Raw genomic sequence first — 18924 nt, 5'->3', positions numbered from 1 at the left:
GAAATCGCTCCTCTTAGTCAAAGTTATTTGCGGAATCGTTGAAGCCTTAAGGCGCTGAGCACGACTGATACCGAGCTCAGCGCCATCGCAGCCCCTGCCACCCAAGGGGCGAGCCAGCCGGCTGCGGCAATCGGGATACCGACCGCATTATAGGCAAGTGCCCAGAATAAATTTTGCTTGATGTTGCTCATCGTTTTCCGGCTAAGCGCGATCGCCTCGGGAATGCTGCTTAAATCACCGCGCATCAGCGTAATATCGGCTGCCTCGATGGCAACGTCGGTTCCCGTCCCCATCGCCATCCCAATATCAGCGGTAGCCAGCGCCGGCGCATCGTTAATACCGTCGCCGATCATCGCGACTTTAAGTCCTCGCGCTTGAAGCTTCTTCACTTCCTCCGCTTTGCCTTCCGGTAAAACTTCGGCAAGAACCGTACGTATCCCTGCTTGTTCAGCGATTGCCCGCGCGGTAGAAGCGTTGTCTCCGGTAATCAGTACAACTTCCAGGCCAAGCGCCTGCAGCGCCTCGACTGCAGCGCGAGAGGTCGGTTTGATACGGTCCGCAACCGCGAAGTAACCTGCGTACACGCCATCTACAGCTGCGAGAACGACCGTGTTGCCTTCATTCTCCAGTTGTTCAACTTGCGTTTGATCCGCAAGCTCGACATGGTGCAGCGCAAGCAGGCGGCGAGTGCCGACAAGCAGCGCCTTTCCTTCGATGCGCGCCTCGATCCCGAAGCCGGGTATCGCGGAGAACGATTCAATGGCCGCTGCCTTTTCGATGCCTTGCTCACGAAGTCCGGCGACAATCGCATCGCCAAGCGGATGCTCGGAGCTGCTCTCGGCTGTAAGAACCAGCCGCAGCACCTCTTCTTCTTGAAAACCGGACTCGATCTGATAACGCGTCAGCTTCGGTTTCCCTTCCGTCACGGTTCCCGTCTTATCGAGCAGCACGGCGTCAATGAGATGCGCGCGTTCAAGGTGTTCTCCGCCTTTGAACAAGATGCCCAGCTCGGCCGCTCTGCCTGAGCCTGCCATAATCGAGGTCGGCGTCGCGAGACCAAGTGCACAAGGGCAGGCAATCACGAGCACCGCAATCGCTTTGCGCAGCGCCTCCGGGAATGCCCCGGGCTCAAGTGCAAAGTACCATAACAGAAATGTCACCGCAGCGATTCCGATGACAATAGGCACGAAAATGCCTGAAATAACGTCCGCGATTCGCTGAATCGGCGCCTTCGAACCCTGCGCCTCCTCCACAATTCGGATAATCGAAGCCAGTACGGTCTCTTTGCCTACCTTCGTAGCTTGCATGACCAATGCGCCGTTTCCGTTAATCGTGGCCCCGATAAGCGGATCGCCTGCCTGCTTCTGTACAGGGAAGCTCTCGCCGGTAAGCATCGACTCATCCACGGAGGAGCTGCCTTCCAGCACAACGCCATCGACCGGGATCTTCTCCCCAGGCTTAACGGCGACGAAATCACCGGGCTGCACCTCTTCAATCGGCAGGCGAACCTCTATTCCTTCTCGCAAAACGACGGCTTGCTTCGGCGCCAGCCCGATCAACGCGCTAATCGCTTGTGAGGAGCGGCCCTTGGCCAGCGCCTCGAGCAGCTTGCCAAGAAGCAGGAAGGTGATGAGCAGCGCGCTCGTTTCATAGTACAGTTCAACACTATGCATGCCTTGCCCCAGGGATTCCAGCGTCTGGGCTAAACTGTAGAAATAAGCCGCAGATGTGCCGATCGCAACTAACACGTCCATATTGGCGCTTCTACCGCGCAATGCCTTATAGGCACCTATATAGAACGGAGCTCCTATTACGAATTGAACCGGTGTTGCCAAGGCAAGCTGCAGCCAAGGGTTCATTAACCAGCCCGGAATGTGAAGAAAAGATGCAAAAGCGAAGTGATCCGCCATGGCTAACAGCAGCGGCAAGGAGAGCAGCGCTGAAATAAGCAATCGCAGCTTCAGCTGCCTCAATCCGGATTCTCGTTGCTCGCTGAGCTGCGACATTTCTTTATGTAGCTCAGCATGAAACCCTAACTGATCGACTTTGCTCATCACATCGCCAACAGCGATGACAGCTTCATTATATTCCACACGAGCGGTTTCCATCGTCAAATTCACGCTGGCACTCGTGACGCCTTCAAGTCTCGACAGCCCCTTCTCGATTCGAGAAGCACAAGAAGCGCATGTCATACCGCTAATCTGAAGCGTAGTCTTCTGAATCGCCACTATAGATCCATTCCTTTCTTCGATCTATATACCTCCGGAGGGTATATCCTCATAATCATTCTAACATACCCCATGGGGGTATTGCAAGAGGTGTAAAAAAGACCGCACAGCCTGCATTTTCGGTCTGTCGGTCTATTATTTCATCAGCTTGTTCATGGTCACAAGCAGTTCCTTTACGACTTCATGATCCCCCTGCTGGATGCGTTCGATTACACAGCTGTTCATATGATGTTCGAGCAGCAGCTTCCCGACGCCATTTAAGGCCGACTGAGCGGCAGCGATCTGATTGAGCACATCATCGCAATACGTATCCTTCTCAATAAGTCCCTTCAACCCGCGAATTTGCCCTTCGATTCGGTTCAAACGCGTAATCAGGCTGTTCTTAATTTCATCGGTATGCGCACTGCGCCGAACAGAACCGGCGTGATCGTGGCAATGTTCTTGTTTTTGCTCTTGCTCGCTATGGTTCATCCCGCAATCCCCCTCTTCATACCAATCACTATATCATACCTCCAGGGGGTATACAACTTCGTTCGTGCATGCAACGATTCGGTCGACTAACCCTGGTACAGAAACACGGCTGCAAGCACAAATATACCAAGCCCGAATACGAGCGGATGCAGAATCGGCGTCTGCTTACTGTCTCCCTTCGCTTCCGTGGTCGCTTCTCGTGATTCTTCCCGGATTAGCTGTAAAACAACCAGATGAATGAATACATACAACACATCGACGAAAAGCACCATCATAGCAGCATGTTTGCCCATCATGACGCCAAGCATCGCACCCATCATGCCCCCCATAATCCCGGCGAGCATGCCATCAAGCGCAGCCATCGTACTAACCGGCTTCCCTGCCAGGTAACCGCAGACAAGCCCAAGGAGCACGGAGGCTGCAGTCGGGAACGTCAAATCTTTGGGATATAAAACGCCTGCGATCGTACCAATGGAGACGCTTGTCATCATCCCGATCGTCATGGCAATCATCATTCCTGCCATGCAGCTTAGGAACGCACTTCTACTATATGTACGGATTATCGACCAGATGGACATGCCTGCAACCCCAACAATGCTACCGAAATAGAAGTAATTCATCGATCAAACGCCCCTTTGTCACCTCATCATTCCATGATAGTATTCGGTGTCGCATGTCAATATTCATTCGATGAAGAATTTCTAATGCATTTCTCATAGTTCGGCTGAAACCCTTGTCATTCCTTGTGAATCCGCTTACCAAGTAAATGTTGGAAGTTTTTTATATGCTATAGTGTTTTTAGGTCATTTGTCCCAGGCGAACATGCTTCATGGGAACTACATCACAGGGGGAACTTTAATCATGAACACTAAAATCGGCAAATTTATTATGAGTATCACATTAAGCTTCTCTTTGCTGGCAGGCGGCACAGTAGCACTGCAAGCTACACCGGCTCACGCAACATCGGCTGCGAAAGCAAGCGGCATTATCAGCACCGCCAAAAAATATCTCGGCACACCTTATAAATATGGCGTCTCTACGTCAACAACTCGATACTTCGATTGCTCTTCTTTCACTAAATATGTGTTTAAGAAGTATGGTACTACGCTGCCGCGCACGTCCAAGAGCCAATCCAAAGTCGGTACTTATGTAAGCAAAAGCAATCTGAAGCCAGGCGACTTGGTTTTCTTCTATAAACCGATTCACCATGTCGGCATCTACATCGGTAATGGCAAAATGATTCATACCTATGGCAAGCCGGGCGTCATGATCTCAAGCATCAAATCCGGTTGGTGGAGCGATCACTACGCTACAGCACGCCGCGTATCCTAGTCTAGTGGCGAATAAAAAGGGAAGAAGCGCTCATAGCTGAGCGTTTCTTCCCTTTTTGAGTTTCGTATGCAGCAAGCTCAATCCGGGCACCTTAACATAATAGCGCGGCTTCGCGACACCGATTAACTGCGAGCTGTAAATGCCGTTATGTCCGGAGAACATATAGCTGACTATACAAGCTAGAAGCATATAGCCGGCTCCGGAAGTACCGAAGAGCTCTAATCCTAGCACGGCACAAGCCAGCGGTGCATTGGCCGCTCCGCTGAATACCGCAATCAACCCAAGTCCGGCCAGAAAGGCGACACTTAAATGCAAGAGTGGCGCGAGCGCATTACCGAGTGCGGCACCGATAACAAACAGCGGCGTAACCTCTCCACCCAGATATCCGGTACCGAGTGTGACGACCGTAAAGATCGTTTTCCATAAGAATGCGGCAGCCGGCACCTGCTCCTGAAAGGATTGTACCAGAAGCGGCAAGCTTAACCCCAGGTATTCACGGGTATTAACGGCAAAAACTAACCCAATGATGACCAAACCACCTACAAAAGCTCTAATCCAGCCAAGCGGTACCCATCTCGAGGCCATTCGTTTCACGAAAAGAATCGCGTAGGTAAACAAGAGACTCATCCAACCGAACAAGATGGATGCGATCAGCACTTTCAGCAGAACACCCCAGCTAAATGAAGGAATACCGCTGCCCATACTGTATGCAATATGATGAATCCCCCAAGCCAGCGTTGTATAGTTGGAAGCAAATGCTGCAATGAGACAGGGTAGGATCGCGTTATACGAAATTTTCCTGCCCATGGTGACCACTTCAAGCGCAAAGACCGTACCCGCCCAAGGCGTCCCGAATACAGCTCCGAATCCGGCACTTATTCCACCTAACAGCAGGATTCGTCTGCCGGCTGCACTAACCTTAAACGTCCTTCCGAACCAGTCGGCGATACTGCCGCCCATCTGAACGGCTGTCCCTTCTCGGCCGGCTGAGCCGCCAAATAAATGGGTGATCCACGTACCGAGCAATATGAGCGGAGCCATGCGAATCGGAACTCGTTCATAGAGGCCCAGCTGTTCGTCGCTCCGACGTATTTGCTCAATTATGAGATTATTACCCTTAGCGGTATTCGCCCCATACTTCACAAATAAGTAGCTCATTCCAGCTCCAGCGATTGGCAGAAGCAGCAGCATCCAAGAAAAGGAATTCTGAAGATAAGTTGCATATTCGAGTCCGGCCAGAAACAAAGCGGCAGCCGTACCGACGGCAATCCCGGTTAACACGCTGTACATCATCCACATAAAACTTTTACGCATCATCGTCATCGCTATTGTCAGCCCTTACACCCTATTTGCTCCCTATCATAGCCGCTTCACAGCTTCATAGGCAATAAACTTCTGTAGTCAGGGTATAAAAGGCATGCCAAAACGACCATCCTAAATGAGAACGGAGGTGAGTTCAGATGGCGAAAGATGTTCTTTGCGAAGTTAATTCCTGCAAGCATTGGGCTGCAGGCAACCATTGCAACGCTTCTTCCATATATGTGGTGAGTAACCGCGGGAAACAAGCGAACAATTCCGAAGAAACGGATTGCAAAACCTTTGAAGCAAAAATCTAAGGTAAGTTCTTGGTTTGTTTAATAAAACAGGATGAAACAACAACGAGCCGTCTCGACCAGAAGGCGGCTCGTCCTCGTCCTGTCCCTCTATACCGTAGTATAGCCAACAGTGATAATAATTATCATTGAGAATGGAAATTACAAATATTTTTTACGCTTGCCAGTTCTTTACGTTCTCACGGAAACGTTTGTAGATCCAATCGTTAACTTCCCACAGATCCGCAACCGGTTGGTTCGTGTGCGGAAGCGTGTGCATGTAGCCCGGAGGTCCGAATTCAGGTACAACCGTTGAAACAGCATGTCCTTGCGCCGCACGGCTTTGGATCATTTCTTTCCACCAGCCTTCGAACAGCGACACTTCATACGCGTATTCCGGTGCAGATGGATCCGGCACTTGCGGTCCTTCCGCATAGCCTACACGCGCGTGAATATGGAGCGTACGGGAAATCGCAAGCTCGATGTCCGCTCTGTTATCTTCCAGATGCGACTCGCAAACGCAAGTCCAGTGGCTGAAGTCAGCTGTGATCTTAAGCTCAGGGAGCGCTTCAAGCAAACGAGCTGTCGTCCATGGCGTGAACATCGCACGTTGACGGTGCGTTTCATGTCCTACCGCAAGGCCAGTTGCACGTTCTACGGCAAGCGCTTGTTCGAAGAAGTTAACCTGCTGCTCGAATGTCATGTGATCGCGAGCGCTGTGGGAGTTCACGAATAGCGGTTTAAACGAAACCGCGCGCTCCACTTGCTCAGCGAAGCTGGCCGCATGATCAGCGCCGCCTGTGAAGATTTGCGGGATAAAGTCGAATTTGAACTCTTCCAGCAGTTCCTTGAATTCATTTTCTTGATCGGCTTCGGGCATCGGTGTCTCGACACCGTCAAAACCTGCTGCTTTAATCCGGGTAAACATGTCCCGGTATGTGCCTTCCATTCCCCACAATGCTTTCAAAAACTTCGTTTGCATGTCATGTTCCTCCTCAGACCTATACCTGTAATAAAATTACCACGCTTTACTATACACGTGTCCGTCCAAGCTGACTACTCTAATTCTACGGTTTCTCTCTCATAAAGCCGAAGCTGCTGCGTGGCAAATTCCAAGTACAGCGGATGGGTTTCAAGCAGCTCATCATGCGTTCCGCTTCCGGTCAATTTGCCTTTCTCGATGAACAGAATTTGATCCGCATCCACAACCGTTGACAGCCGGTGGGCAATAACCAGCGTCGTTCGCCCCGCCATTAAGTTCTTAAGCGCTTCTTGAACGACAACCTCCGATTTACTGTCAAGACTTGATGTCGCCTCATCGAGCATCAGGATCTTCGGATCACGCAGCAGCGCCCTGGCAATGGCAATCCGCTGGCGTTGACCGCCGGAGAGCTTGATTCCGCGTTCCCCGACTTCCGTATCATAACCATTTGGCAGCTCGCTGATGAAAGTATGGGCATAGGCCATTTCAGCCGCATGGACGATCGAGGCGTCACTTACTTCATGATCCATGCCATAGCACAAATTATCTCGAATCGTTCCGGCAATCAGCGGACTTTCCTGCGAAACATACCCGAACTGGCTTCTCCACGACCTTAAATTGTAGTTGTCGATGGATTCCCGGCCAAGCTTAATGGTCCCGCCCGTTGGCTCATAATATCGTTCCAGAAGAGAGAATAGGGTTGTTTTCCCGCCGCCGCTCGGCCCTACGATCGCTGTAACTGTCCCCGGTTCTACACGGAAGTTGAGATCCGTCAGCACGGGCTCGCCATTCGAATAATTGAAACTGAGATCATTCACGGAAATAACTTGATCCGCACGATCCACCGGCTTGCCGCCTTCGTGATCTTCTTCCGGTGACTCCAATATGGTGATGATTCGTTCCGTGGCGCCGACTGTTTTCTTGAACTGTGTGAAGAAGAAGTAATTTGCGTCATCGGCATTACAATTTGGATCAAATATAGAATGAAGGCAACGAGTTCGCCGGCCGATAGCGCGCCTGAGGCCACCCGCATCCCGCCGTAACCGATAATGACCACAAGCAGCATCATCATAACGAACATCATAAGCGGTGCGATCATCGCCTGAATACGCGCTTCTTTCAGACCGAAGTTGAACAAACTGCTAATTCTCGTGCTGCCGGCTGTATATTCACGTTTCTCGGCATTCATCGATTTCACAAGTCTAACCTCGGAGAGAACCTGAGTTAATGTAGTCGTGAACGATGCCGTTTCCTCTTGCAGTCCCTTCGAAACGATGTACATTTGACGGCCCAGCGGGACCAGGAAAACGGCAGCAATCGGGATCACGCCGAGCATGACTGAAGTCATTTTCCAATCCATGTAGAACAATACGGCAACCGATCCGGTTACCGAGATAATGCCGGTTAAGAAATTCGTTAAATTCTCAGAGATAAGCTGCTTTACGACACCGGTGTCATTGGTCATTCGGCTAATCGTCTCGCCCGTGCGGTGATTGTCATAATACGGAATGGGCAGTTTCAGCAGCTTCTTCCACAGCTTGTCGCGCAAGTTGGCCACGATTCGCTGCCCTACCGCATTCAACATATACATGGAGAACCCGCTGGCTAAGGCTTGAAGAACGAAGATGCCGCCGAATAGCGCGATTTGCTGCCAGCTAAGATTGCTAATCGAGAAGCCGTCCACGAGATTCTTCGTAAACAACGGGATGATCAGCGAAATTAATGTCCCGATCAAACTCATCGATATAGCTGTTATTAATAGACCTTTAGACGGCCTTGTTTGACCGATTAATCGCAGCAGCGGTTTCCAGCTGCCGCTTGTTTTTGCTTGTTCGTTCATGGTGATCAGTTCCTTCCCCTGCGTATCTATTCTGTAGTATGCGTTAAGCATAACAGCGGTTTTTGAACAGATTATGAACAGAACGGAAGGATATGCTCGAACAGCAGTTGTTTGGCCGCCATCGCGCTGCTCTTGCCCTCAGGCTCCTTACGGATGGCAACAACAAGATCATAAGACGGTACGATGCAAATGTATTGTCCCCCATAACCTTTGGCGAAGCAGTAGTCTACCACGCCGTTATGCGCCACAGTCGATATCCACCAGTGATACCCGTATTCACCGAATATTGGAGGCTCGTAATGCGACAGTCCTTTGTGATGTACCGAGGTTGAGGTTTCGACCCAGTTCCGCGGAATAACCTGCTCCCCCTTCCATAGCCCGCCCTGCAAGTAAAGCTGGCCGAATTTCGCCATATCCCCGGAAGTCATATGAAGCCCCGCTCCGCCTTCGTAAATGCCATTGTGGCTGTTCCATCTCGGTTTGCGAAATCCCAGCTTCTGAAACAAATGCTCCTCCGCATAGGCATAGGTTGTTTGTCCGGTCGCTTTCGTCAGAATGGCTGATAATACATGCGAGCCGCCTGAATTGTAGGCAAATGCTTCCCCCGGGTCATGCACCATTGGCTGCGAGAGAATGAAGGAGATCCAATCGTCTGTACGCTTCATTTTCCAATACGGCTTATCGAAATCAGGCCAGTCCAGTCCGGACGTCATGGACAGCAGATGCTTGATTCGAATGGAACGTTTGCGTTCATCGTTTCCGATAATCGCGGGAAAGTAATCGGCTATCGGCTCGTCGATGCTATTGATATGGCCTTGCTCGATGGCGATTCCGATTAATGCGGAGAGAATACTCTTCGTACAGGAGTAGATCGCGCCTACTCGGTCGATGTTCTTGTCATGCCAATCCCAGAGCAGCTCGCCGCCCCGGAGAATGACGACATCGTTTATTTTCCATGTTTCCAGGTGTTTGCGTAGTTCGTCCGTGTAGAGCTCTGACCGATTCGATGACGCTGAAGTCAGTACATCCATGTGTAAGTAGTTCCTTTCTTACTGGCTGTATGGGTTGCTTGCATGTAAAATAAGAGTAGCTTGACAGATCCAACCAAATACCAAATGCGAATAAACCGGAGGTAATAAACAGGATGGCTCTTATTCAATGTGATTTCTATTCGGAAGTGCTTGGCTTGTCCATGTCGATGAACGTGATTTTACCGCAGGCGGCTCCCTCACAGATTGGAATGGCTTCCCATGCCGGTCAGAAGAAACATAAGACTTTGTTCCTGCTTCACGGCTTGTCGGATGACCATACGATCTGGTTGAGACGAACGTCAATTGAGCGTTATGTAGCAGCACTCGGCATCGCTGTTGTTATGCCTGCCGTACATCGAAGCTTCTATACGAATATGGCGTTAGGCGGCAATTATTGGACCTTTATAAGCGAAGAGCTCCCCGCGATCGCCCGCTCTTTCTTCCCGCTGTCCGACCGCAGAGAAGATAATTTCGTTGCTGGCTTGTCGATGGGCGGTTATGGCGCGTTTAAGCTCGCTCTGAATAAACCGGAGTCCTTCGCAGCTGCCGCAAGTTTATCTGGTGCACTTCATTTGAAAGACTTTAACGATCGCTCATCTCTTGATTATAACCTTATATTCGGTTCACCGGAAAAGGTGGACGAGCTGCCGAACAATTTGTTCCTGGCCGCTGAGCAGCTGGCTGCATCCGGAAAACCGGTTCCGAAGCTCTACCAATGCTGCGGTACCGAGGATTTCTTATACAGCCACAATGTGCTGTTCCGAGACCATGCGCGGAGTCTTGGGCTGCCGCTTACCTATGAGGAAGGGCCGGGCGAGCATGAATGGGGCTATTGGGATAAGCACATTCAGGATGTGCTGGCATGGCTGCCGCTTGAATAAAAACAATAAAGCCGCGGAAGGGATGAGCTTGGAGGCTCAATCCCGACCGCGGCTTTGTTTGGTTTGCTTAATCCAGTAAAATGGGCGAAATCGCTACGCCTGACGGGAAACTGCCTGTTGGCAGAATCGCAATCGGCAGCTGACTTGCAACCTCTATTACCGCAACGTAGCCAAAGGTTAATATCGTCACATACACCTTCAGTCCATCCGCGGTTATCGCGATATCGCTCGTATTACTGCCCGCGGGCAGCTCAATACGGGTTAAGATCTCATTGCGCGACAGATTGATGACCACGATCTCGTCGCCACCTCGGCTTGCCACATAAGCTAATGCGCCATCCGGCGTAATCACTAGCTTCTGTGGATCATTGCCCGTATCCAGCTTAATCGTAGCCGTAATTACTTGCGAAGATGTTCGAATCGCATATACGCGTTCAAACTGCACATCCGTTACATACGCTAGCTCACCGTCCGGAGTAAAAGCGATCGCAGATGGTTTGGCTCCATGAGGGAGCCTGATCGTTGATATAATGGCATGGGTGATCGTGTCCACAACTGCGATGCAGCCTTTATTGATTAAGCAGCAGTACGCTTTCTGTCCATCCGGCGCGATGGCTACCGCAACGGGGTCACTACCTGGTGGGAGTGGGATCAACTTGCAGAGTGAACGCGTTTCCGTATCGATGACGACAATATAATCTTCCACCATCGTCGTCACGTAAGCTTTGCCGCTGTTACGCGACACGGCAACCGCAAGCGGCACCGCGCCTACCGGGAACGTAATTTCACCGGCGATGGTATGCGTGAGCGTGTTGATGATTTTGACCGTTTTATCGCCCTGGCAAGTCACTAAAACTTCTCGCCCATTCGGGGTAAAATCCAGCTGACGCGGACTGCTGCCAACCGGAAACGGGATCGTTGCCACTCTCGTATTGGTTGCCGTCTGAATGACCGTCACGGTGTGACCGGTATGATTCGCCACATAAGCGTGCATCATTTCATCCATCAGCGACGACATCACCTGCAAATTGTGCTGATCGATCATCTCGCCTTTCTCGTCGAGCTCCGCCATTGTAGCAAACACCTCACCGGCCGCAAGACCGTTTGCCGTAATACTGACGCCAAACTGATCCAGCTCTTTGACCTCATGCTGGACCGTGAAGGTGCCGCTGGAATAACCGACAGGCTGCAGCTCTACGATAGCCAGCCTGCGCATAACAAGCTTGCCGTATCCCCCTCCTACTTGATCACCGTTTACTAGATTCGAATCCATTGATGCCGCCGCTTCGGTTGCAATCGTATACACCTGAATGCCTGCCGAGGCCTGCTGTCTTCCGCGATTCATAACCGTAATTCTAAGGCTCGCCGTTCGTCTTCGTTCTCGATTTATCAGCAGTCCAGTGTCCAAGATCGGCAAAGGGGACGCCTCCTCTACTCTTCCATTCCTCTATCGTATGAGATGCTAGAGAAAATGGCGCGAGACATATCACTATGCCGTGCTGGTAGATTGTGCAGGCTCGGTTGCATCCAATCATTTAGCCCAAATAAACGTCAATCGTGACATCCTCTTCGAATCCGATCGCCTGATACACGCCTTGTCCCATCTTGCTCGCCAGCAGAACGGCAAGCCTTCCGCCGGCGGCATAACCTTCGCTTGCGGCATGCGCAGTCATTGCGCTTCCTATGCCTCTGCGGCGATAGGTTTCCAATGTGGCTACATTATAGATGCCGATCGTTTCCCCATCGTGAATCGCAGTTGCCGCTGCGGCCGGCTGGCCATCCATGAAGCCTATGTAATGGCGGAAAGCGGCCTTCTCGCCAATAGCGGTGTCTTCGCTGAATTGAACGAGGACATCGCCGGCTTCACCTTGAAATCCGAATACGGGCAGCACAATTTCTCTAAACCAAGACATCTCGGCTCGCGTTCGGATCGGTTGGATGGTCAATTCGGGAATCTCCGGCGAAATGTACGTCCAATCCAATAAGGAAAGCGACATCCCTGACAGGCTATCGACTTTCTGAAGTCCGTTCGATTCGAGCGTTTGCGCTAAGTTCCCGTAATCGGCGTCATGAGACCAAGACAGCCAAGTGAAAGGAACGCCCCGAGCCTTATATCCTTTAATTATGCTTGCGATGTCGTCCCCGGTCCCTTTATCGCACAAAGGTTGTTGATATGCAATCACACTGTTGTACAAGGGATGAGTGAGATCAGATTCATAGCGCATGCCCTTTGGCGTTTGCTCCAGCACGATACGAGGATTTACAAGACTTAGTTGTACTCTGGAGAAAATGACATTTTGCTTGATCTTCTCGGGTATGTTTATCATGTCGCATGACCTCACTTGTTTCGTTATTGCTAGATTAATTTACTCGCAAAAAAGCACCGTTCGCAGCCGAACGGTGCTCGATCATGACTCCGTATTATTTCGTCAAACCTCTAAAACCCATGCCGTACACGCCCGGAAGCGACGTTTCTTTGCCAAGCACAGTGGCTGCCTCGAGCGTCCAGTACGGATTCCGCAGCATACCTCTTCCGACAGCCACGAGATCTGCGTCTTCATTGCCAATGACCGCATTGGCGAGCGAAGGTTCGTCCAGTCTACCGACGGCGATTACAGGGACATCCAATGCTTGCTTGATTGCTCTGGCCATCGGTACTTGGTAAGCAACATGCGTGCCCGGCCTGCCATGCGCCAGAATCGGGCCTTCGCCGCCGGAGCTCACGTGGAACATATCCACGCCTGCATCGCGATACGCCTTAGAGAATGCAATGCTTTCATCAAGGCCATAGCCGCCGTCAACGTATTCTCTAGCGGAAATGCGCATGATTAGCGGCATGTTTTCCGGCATCACGCTTTTGACAGCACGGATGACTTCGCAGCCAAATAACGTCTTGTCCTTGCCATATTCATCGGTTCGTTTATTGGTATAGCCGGATTGAAATTGGTGAATCAAATAGCCGTGGGCGCCATGAATCTCGATCGTATCCACGCCGGCTTTAATCGCGCGTTCAGCCGCCGTACGGAATTTCTCGACCATCGCCTTCGTTTCTTCCGTCGTTAACTCTCTTGGCGTTTTGGACTTCTCGTCGAACGGGATCGGCGAAGGTGCGACGGGAACTTCAGCGTGCTCGGCTTTGCGTCCGGCGTGAGCGATTTGAATGCCCACTTTCGCTCCGTATTCATGACATGCATCGACGATGCGTTTGAGCGGTGCGATTTGTTCGTCAGACCACACGCCTAAATCGAAATCCGTAATCCGGCCGTCGGGCTCGATGTCGCTCATCTCGATGATCACAAGCGCCGCTCCACCAATTGCCCTGCTCACATAATGCACGTAATGCCATTCTGTGGGAATTCCATCATTGTTCCTGACAGCATATTGGCACATCGGCGGCATGACGACTCGGTTTTTCAGTTCCAAACCCTTGATTTTAAAGTCGTTGAACAAATTATACATGGATTCGCATGCTCCTTTATACCTTCAACTGCTTCTTGGCAGTGGTAGTGGTTGTGATAAGTACTCCGTAACTGTACCACTCCAAAATGGATGATTGTACTACGTTTCTGTTTGGTGGGTAATAACCAATCGTTATGACGAATGATGGGCAAATGCGATTAAATGAAGCCTAACAACTGTTTGCAGACGGATTCTTCGCGAGTAATAACCGAGATTTGGCGTATCGTCGCAAAATCCGTAATGGGAATGACTTTAATCGTATCCTTTTTCTGAATAATGAAGATTTCGGGCAGAATCGCAATCCCCAGGTTGGCATGAACGAAACCAAGAATGCTTTGTCCGAGTTCAATTTCTAACGCAATGTTCAGCTGATTGCCTCTGTCGGAAAATTCTTTCTCGACTAACATTCTTACATCGCAGCCCTCAGGCAGCATGACAAACGTTTCATCCTTAATTTCCTCAAACTGAACCTCTTCTTTGTTACCGTATATAGGATGGTTTACATTCACGAACAGGAAGAACCTCTCCGTAAATGCAGGTGTAGTATAGAAAGAGTGCTTAACCCCTCTGTCATCGAAAAAAGCAGCATCGATCGTGCCATTATCCAAATTCGTCAGCAATTCGAAAAAGCTATAAAACACCCGTACTTTGATCTCCAATTTTGTTTCTGCCTGCTGATTGCCTGCAATGCGGCCGGGCAAATAGATCGTCGCGATACTTGGCCAAGAACCGATCGTCAGTACGACCTTCCCTTCATCCTGACTAAGCGTAATCTCCCGTCGCAGCGCATTTACTTCATTAAGGATGCGTTTGCTTCTTTCGAGCAGGATCTGACCGGCTGTTGTCAGGGATACGCCGACGGACGAGCGCAGCAACAATTGGGCCCCTAACTCAACCTCCAAGTTGCGGATTTGCTTACTCAGAGCGGGCTGGCTGATATGCAAGGATTCGCTGGCTTTCGTTAAGCTCTTCGTTTCCGCCGTCTGCTGAAAGGCTTCCAGCCATTCAATTCTCATCTTCATCCCTCATAACGTTTGGTTACTCCCGGTCAAACATAGCGGTAGTACAATCTGCAGGTCTGCGGTGTTACAGTATGGATACAGCAAAAACAACGACAACTACATCGTCGTTTTGTTCTTTGTCTGAAACGATAATTATCCAAGGCAGAGTCATGCAGAAGTGATGAATTGTTCTTGGTTATAGTGCGCTGCGCTTCATAAAAATATTTCGAATCGAGGAGTGATAGATCAATGACAACAATAACTACAATGGAACTCACTGCAGGACAACAAGTAATGCGAAGCTCGGCAGCTTCTTGAGCAGCTTACCGCCCAACATGAACAGAAGCTTGCCTCCTATTCAGAATCCGATTTACGGCAAGACGCTACCGTTGAAGCCTTTCAAGTTACGGAACCGATTGTCGAAGTGCTGCATCGCTTAATCGGGCACGAGGCGCATCACAAAGGACAACTATTCGTATATGCCAGCATGCTTGGCGCAGTTCCGCCATTTTATGCAGATTTGACTGTATAACCTTCCATCGAGTTCACTTACATTCACATACAAAAGACCGGCTAAATGCCGGTCTTTTTTGCGCTCTCATTAAACCTCTACCGCAATATGGGAGAACGATGTGAAATCGAATAATCCCTTGTCCGTCAGCTTCAAGTGCGGAATGACGGGCAGTGTCAGGAACGACAAGGTTAGCAGAGGATTGAAATCCTGCGAAGCCCCAATCTCGGTCATTGCAGTCATCAGCTTCTTGAGTCCCTCATTCACTTCCGTGTAGGGCCGGTCGGACATTAAACCCGCAATTGGCAGAGGCAGCGATGAAAGGACCTCTTGGCCGGCTACGACCGCCGCTCCGCCCCCGATTCGCTTCAATTCAGCGATCGCGAGCAATATTTCTTCGTCGGAAACGCCAACCGCCACAATGTTATGGGAATCATGCGCCACAGTAGTTGCAATCGCCCCTCGCTGCAGTTTGAAGCCTTTGACGATCCCAACGCCTACATTTCCGGTCGCCTGATGTCGTTCGATCACGGCCAGTTTCAGCAAATCACTGGCTGTGGATGGCGAGAACATCCCTTTCTCATCCGCAATGACTTGTTCAATAAGTTGATTTGTTACAAGGGAGTTCGGAATGACCTCAATGACGCGGCACCGATCGCCTGTGAGCGGGATAGCTAATTGAGCCGGCTCGACCTCTTTAGAATTAAGTCCGGGCAGATTGCGGTTCATGCTGTCCATCGTCCGATCTATTGGCGGGAAAGCTTCTTCCACTAATTTGCCGGCATCCACTACGCAGCGGCCGCGCTTATATACTTGATGGATTTGAACTTGTTCCAGATCGTCGAGCAGCACCAAATCGGCTTGGTAACCTGCTGCGATTGCACCATGCCGATAAAGGCGGAAGCACTCCGCCGCATTCAACGTTGCCATCTGGATGGCGGTAACTGGATCGAAACCTTTCGCCATTGCAAGCCTTAGAATATGATCGATGCTGCCTTCGCTGAGCAAATCGTCGATCAGCTTATCATCGGTGACGAAAAGGCAGCGTCTTGCATTTCTCGGCGTGACGACAGGCAGCAGCGCATCAAGATCCTTCGCGACCGTCCCTTCGCGGATCATCAAGTACATGCCCATGTCGAGTCGATCCTGCGCCTCTTGCAAGCTGGTGCTCTCATGATCGGTACGAATGCCTGCGGCCATATATACATTTAGCCCTTCGCGGCTTATTCCGGCAGCGTGCCCGTCCATTAAAGCACCTGCTTCATGAGTCGCTTCAAGTTTATGCAGCATGCGTTCCTCCGTATGTTCAACGGATGGAAAATCCATAACCTCGGCCAATCCCAATACATTGGCATGGCTATAGAAAGGTTTCAGATGCCCTGCGTCAAGCTGAGCCCCATTACTTTCGAACGGAGTTGCCGGTACGCATGAAGGCAGCATGACATAGCTGTCGATCGGCAAACCTTCGGCAGCATCGAGCATGTACTGAATACCCGCAGTTCCCGCGACATTGGCGATTTCATGCGGATCCGTAACGACCGTCGTGACTCCGTGCAGTAGCGAAACGCGAGCGAATTGCGGCGGTGTAAGCAGCGAGCTTTCGATGTGGACATGACCGTCAATGAAACCAGGTACGATATAACGTCCCCCAGCATCGATAATTTCTTTTCCCTCGTACTTGCCGATTCCGGCTATAACGCCCTCAACGATCGCGATGTCGCCTGTCATTACCTCACCTGTAAAAACATTTACAATTCGTCCGTTACGGATGACCACATCCGCAGGTTCCTGTTTGGCCGCGACTCGGATAAGCGGACGCAAAGCTGAACTATTTTGCACCATTATTCACACCTCTGTTCCTGTAATAAAACAAAAAATCCCGATCACAAAAACGTGTAAGCGTCATACACATTTTTGTAATCAGGATTTTACGGCTCCTGGTAGAGACCCTCAAACCATATTATTGAGGTTATACAACTTCCTATCAAATTGTCGTAATTGTACAACATCCGGCAACCTAAATACAAGGTGCTTTAGTGCCCCATCATCATAGCCGCATCCGGTTCATCTCCGATACTTCTTTTATCCTCTTCGTTCAATCTCGGCTTGCGAAGAATTAACGAAAGAAGGACACCCGCGGTTGCAATGCATGCGGACAGGAAGAACGTATCTCCATACCCCGCGACTACTGCAGTTAGCGGGTTTGCTCCTTGTCCGGCGCGTGCAGTATGGGAAGTGATCTGTGCCGTCAGATATCCGGTAAGACCGGCAACCGCGAACGAGACGACAACTTGTTGCGCAGCTGTTGTAAGAGGCGTGACACGGCTAACCAACCGCCTAGGCGCCGAGTTCAGTACATGTGTATTCAGCGGCATCATGGAGAAGCCCATGCCAAGGCCCATCATGCATATGGAAACGATAATAAGCCACAGACTGGTGTCGACCGATACCGTAGATAAAATAAACAACGCCGCGGAAACGACAGCTAGTCCACAGAACGCAAGCGGCCTTGCCCCGATTTTATCAAATAATCGTCCGCTGATCGGCATCCCAATTCCTGCGCAAATCGCCTGCGGCATCAGAATCCAGCCGGTCTCCAAAGCTGTGTAATGTTTGACGCTTTGCAGGTACAGCGGTACGATCAGCATGGCCCCAAACAACGCGAGCTGCACGATCCAAGTCAAAATAATCCCGCGCGTAAAGTCAGACGATTTGAATACTTTCAGTTCCAGAAGCGGCTGCTCCTGCCTTAATTCCACGAATATAAACACAAGTAATGCGATTCCGCCAACGGTTAGCCCCGTAATTGCACCAGTCGATGACCAGCTTGTGCCCCCTTCGCTCACACCGAAAGCAAGCATCGTGAATGCAATTGGCGCAAGTAACATGCCGATGACATCCAGATGAGGTGCTTTATGACGATCGGACTTTGGCAAATATTTTACGCCGAGAATGAATGCAATAATGCCGATTGGCAAATTGATAATAAAGATCCAATGCCAGCTGACCGAATCCACTAACCACCCTGACAAGACGGGGCCGAAAGCCGGCGCCATCAGCATCGGGATGCCCAATACACCCATGATCGATCCGCGGCGTTCAGGAGGCGCAAGCTTGAACACCATCGCCATCCCGATTGGGGATACCATACCTCCGCCTAGGCCTTGGATAACCCGGTAAATAATGAGTTGCTCCGGCGTCTGTGCAATCCCGCATAAGAGCGAACCGATGGTGAACAAGGTAATCGTCAGCAGAAAGATCTGCTTGGAACCGAATTTATCCGTCAGCCAACCCGCTAGCGGAATGACAGCGGACAAAGCGAGCGTATAACCGGTAACCGTCCACTGGATGGTCTTCAGATCCGTGTCGAAATAGTCCACCAGATGCGGAATGGCGTTATTGACGACCGTACTGTCGAGAATAACCATGATCATACCCACGATAATGGCCATAAGTGGTGGCATTATCTTTTTCAGCGAGAAGTCGTCTTTGTTCGGTAATGATTGCGATGGAGTCCGTGCAGACATGTTCGATCCTCTCCTTTCTACTGCTCGTTAGGTTCTCCCTCAGTCCACGATAATAATTAGCGAACGAAG

General features: G+C 50.6%; 15 protein-coding genes, 2 pseudogenes and 1 riboswitch. Of the genes and pseudogenes, 4 read left to right on the top strand and 13 right to left on the bottom strand.

The genetic code is table 11. The annotated features are described in order from the left end of the window. Positions 1-23: 23 nt before the first annotated feature. From AC6ESO_RS03485 to AC6ESO_RS03475, 3 genes are all read right to left on the bottom strand, one after another. A complete protein-coding gene (locus AC6ESO_RS03485) occupies positions 24-2228 on the bottom strand; it encodes a heavy metal translocating P-type ATPase (protein ID WP_497090154.1) in 2205 nt (734 codons plus the stop codon). A 135-nt stretch (positions 2229-2363) separates the two neighbouring features. Beyond that, entirely contained in the window at positions 2364-2699 is a 336-nt protein-coding gene (locus AC6ESO_RS03480) for a metal-sensitive transcriptional regulator (protein WP_497090153.1), read from the bottom strand. Positions 2700-2785: 86 nt separating this feature from the next. Further along, positions 2786-3319 (bottom strand): hypothetical protein, encoded by a 534-nt coding sequence (locus tag AC6ESO_RS03475; protein WP_497090152.1) that lies wholly within the window; start codon positions 3317-3319, stop codon positions 2786-2788. A 241-nt stretch (positions 3320-3560) separates the two neighbouring features. On the opposite strand from AC6ESO_RS03475, the gene AC6ESO_RS03470 reads away from it, so the two are divergent. Continuing rightward, positions 3561-4031: a C40 family peptidase gene (locus tag AC6ESO_RS03470; RefSeq protein ID WP_497090151.1), complete on the top strand. Its 471-nt coding sequence runs from the start codon at positions 3561-3563 to the stop codon at positions 4029-4031. A gap of 30 nt (positions 4032-4061) precedes the next feature. Here AC6ESO_RS03470 and AC6ESO_RS03465 read toward each other — a convergent pair whose 3' ends face one another. Then, complete coding sequence (locus tag AC6ESO_RS03465; protein ID WP_497090150.1) at positions 4062-5354, bottom strand: chloride channel protein; 1293 nt, start codon at positions 5352-5354, stop codon at positions 4062-4064. A gap of 137 nt (positions 5355-5491) precedes the next feature. Here AC6ESO_RS03465 and AC6ESO_RS03460 point away from each other — a divergent pair, with 137 nt between their 5' ends. After that, positions 5492-5647 carry a DUF1540 domain-containing protein gene (locus tag AC6ESO_RS03460; protein WP_090983801.1) on the top strand — a complete coding sequence of 52 codons (156 nt, stop codon included), beginning with the start codon at positions 5492-5494 and terminating at the stop codon, positions 5645-5647. 151 nt (positions 5648-5798) lie between these two features. Here AC6ESO_RS03460 and AC6ESO_RS03455 read toward each other — a convergent pair whose 3' ends face one another. The 3 genes and pseudogenes from AC6ESO_RS03455 to AC6ESO_RS03445 form a co-directional block, all read right to left on the bottom strand. Continuing rightward, complete coding sequence (locus tag AC6ESO_RS03455; protein ID WP_497090149.1) at positions 5799-6605, bottom strand: sugar phosphate isomerase/epimerase family protein; 807 nt, start codon at positions 6603-6605, stop codon at positions 5799-5801. Positions 6606-6679: 74 nt separating this feature from the next. Further along, positions 6680-8445, bottom strand: a pseudogene (locus tag AC6ESO_RS03450) (ABC transporter ATP-binding protein). Positions 8446-8516: 71 nt separating this feature from the next. Further along, entirely contained in the window at positions 8517-9476 is a 960-nt protein-coding gene (locus tag AC6ESO_RS03445; RefSeq protein ID WP_497090148.1) for a serine hydrolase domain-containing protein, read from the bottom strand. 113 nt (positions 9477-9589) lie between these two features. Here AC6ESO_RS03445 and AC6ESO_RS03440 point away from each other — a divergent pair, with 113 nt between their 5' ends. Next, the gene (locus tag AC6ESO_RS03440) at positions 9590-10357 is read left to right on the top strand and encodes an alpha/beta hydrolase (RefSeq protein WP_497090147.1); all 768 of its coding nucleotides are present in this window, start codon (positions 9590-9592) and stop codon (positions 10355-10357) included. Between the two features lie 67 nt (positions 10358-10424). Here the strand turns inward: AC6ESO_RS03440 and AC6ESO_RS03435 are convergent, their stop codons facing one another. The 4 genes from AC6ESO_RS03435 to AC6ESO_RS03420 form a co-directional block, all read right to left on the bottom strand. Beyond that, positions 10425-11774, bottom strand: a complete 1350-nt coding sequence (locus AC6ESO_RS03435; RefSeq protein WP_497090146.1) for a beta-propeller fold lactonase family protein — start codon at positions 11772-11774, stop codon at positions 10425-10427. Positions 11775-11892: 118 nt separating this feature from the next. After that, positions 11893-12684 carry a GNAT family N-acetyltransferase gene (locus tag AC6ESO_RS03430; protein ID WP_497090145.1) on the bottom strand — a complete coding sequence of 264 codons (792 nt, stop codon included), beginning with the start codon at positions 12682-12684 and terminating at the stop codon, positions 11893-11895. A gap of 94 nt (positions 12685-12778) precedes the next feature. Further along, positions 12779-13816 (bottom strand): NADH:flavin oxidoreductase/NADH oxidase, encoded by a 1038-nt coding sequence (locus AC6ESO_RS03425; RefSeq protein ID WP_497090144.1) that lies wholly within the window; start codon positions 13814-13816, stop codon positions 12779-12781. Between the two features lie 158 nt (positions 13817-13974). Next, positions 13975-14832, bottom strand: coding sequence for a LysR family transcriptional regulator (locus AC6ESO_RS03420; RefSeq protein ID WP_497090143.1), 858 nt, complete (start codon positions 14830-14832; stop codon positions 13975-13977). A gap of 298 nt (positions 14833-15130) precedes the next feature. On the opposite strand from AC6ESO_RS03420, the pseudogene AC6ESO_RS03415 reads away from it, so the two are divergent. Continuing rightward, a pseudogene (locus tag AC6ESO_RS03415) lies at positions 15131-15349 on the top strand (DinB family protein); the annotation flags it as partial. A gap of 69 nt (positions 15350-15418) precedes the next feature. On the opposite strand, the gene ade reads toward AC6ESO_RS03415, so the two are convergent. Further along, entirely contained in the window at positions 15419-17170 is a 1752-nt protein-coding gene (gene ade / locus AC6ESO_RS03410; RefSeq protein ID WP_497090142.1) for an adenine deaminase, read from the bottom strand. Positions 17171-17225: 55 nt separating this feature from the next. Beyond that, positions 17226-17325: riboswitch (purine riboswitch) on the bottom strand. 36 nt (positions 17326-17361) lie between these two features. Then, a complete protein-coding gene (locus tag AC6ESO_RS03405) occupies positions 17362-18855 on the bottom strand; it encodes an MDR family MFS transporter (RefSeq protein ID WP_497090141.1) in 1494 nt (497 codons plus the stop codon). Between the last annotated feature and the right edge of the window lie 69 nt (positions 18856-18924).

The sequence above is a fragment of the Paenibacillus rhizoryzae genome (assembly GCF_059686995.1).
The sequence above is the reverse complement of the archived record's forward strand: the minus strand, read 5'-3'. Positions and strand labels throughout refer to the sequence as shown.

Coding starts and splice junctions, on each gene's coding strand:
- AC6ESO_RS03455 (WP_497090149.1), bottom strand. CDS start 6,605: ATGCAAACGAAGTTTTTGAAAGCATTGTGGGGAATGGAAGGCACATAC.
- AC6ESO_RS03470 (WP_497090151.1), top strand. CDS start 3,561: ATGAACACTAAAATCGGCAAATTTATTATGAGTATCACATTAAGCTTC.
- AC6ESO_RS03420 (WP_497090143.1), bottom strand. CDS start 14,832: ATGAGAATTGAATGGCTGGAAGCCTTTCAGCAGACGGCGGAAACGAAG.
- AC6ESO_RS03445 (WP_497090148.1), bottom strand. CDS start 9,476: ATGGATGTACTGACTTCAGCGTCATCGAATCGGTCAGAGCTCTACACG.
- AC6ESO_RS03425 (WP_497090144.1), bottom strand. CDS start 13,816: ATGTATAATTTGTTCAACGACTTTAAAATCAAGGGTTTGGAACTGAAA.
- AC6ESO_RS03430 (WP_497090145.1), bottom strand. CDS start 12,684: ATGATAAACATACCCGAGAAGATCAAGCAAAATGTCATTTTCTCCAGA.
- AC6ESO_RS03475 (WP_497090152.1), bottom strand. CDS start 3,319: ATGAATTACTTCTATTTCGGTAGCATTGTTGGGGTTGCAGGCATGTCC.
- AC6ESO_RS03405 (WP_497090141.1), bottom strand. CDS start 18,855: ATGTCTGCACGGACTCCATCGCAATCATTACCGAACAAAGACGACTTC.
- AC6ESO_RS03460 (WP_090983801.1), top strand. CDS start 5,492: ATGGCGAAAGATGTTCTTTGCGAAGTTAATTCCTGCAAGCATTGGGCT.
- AC6ESO_RS03480 (WP_497090153.1), bottom strand. CDS start 2,699: ATGAACCATAGCGAGCAAGAGCAAAAACAAGAACATTGCCACGATCAC.
- AC6ESO_RS03440 (WP_497090147.1), top strand. CDS start 9,590: ATGGCTCTTATTCAATGTGATTTCTATTCGGAAGTGCTTGGCTTGTCC.
- ade (WP_497090142.1), bottom strand. CDS start 17,170: ATGGTGCAAAATAGTTCAGCTTTGCGTCCGCTTATCCGAGTCGCGGCC.
- AC6ESO_RS03465 (WP_497090150.1), bottom strand. CDS start 5,354: ATGACGATGATGCGTAAAAGTTTTATGTGGATGATGTACAGCGTGTTA.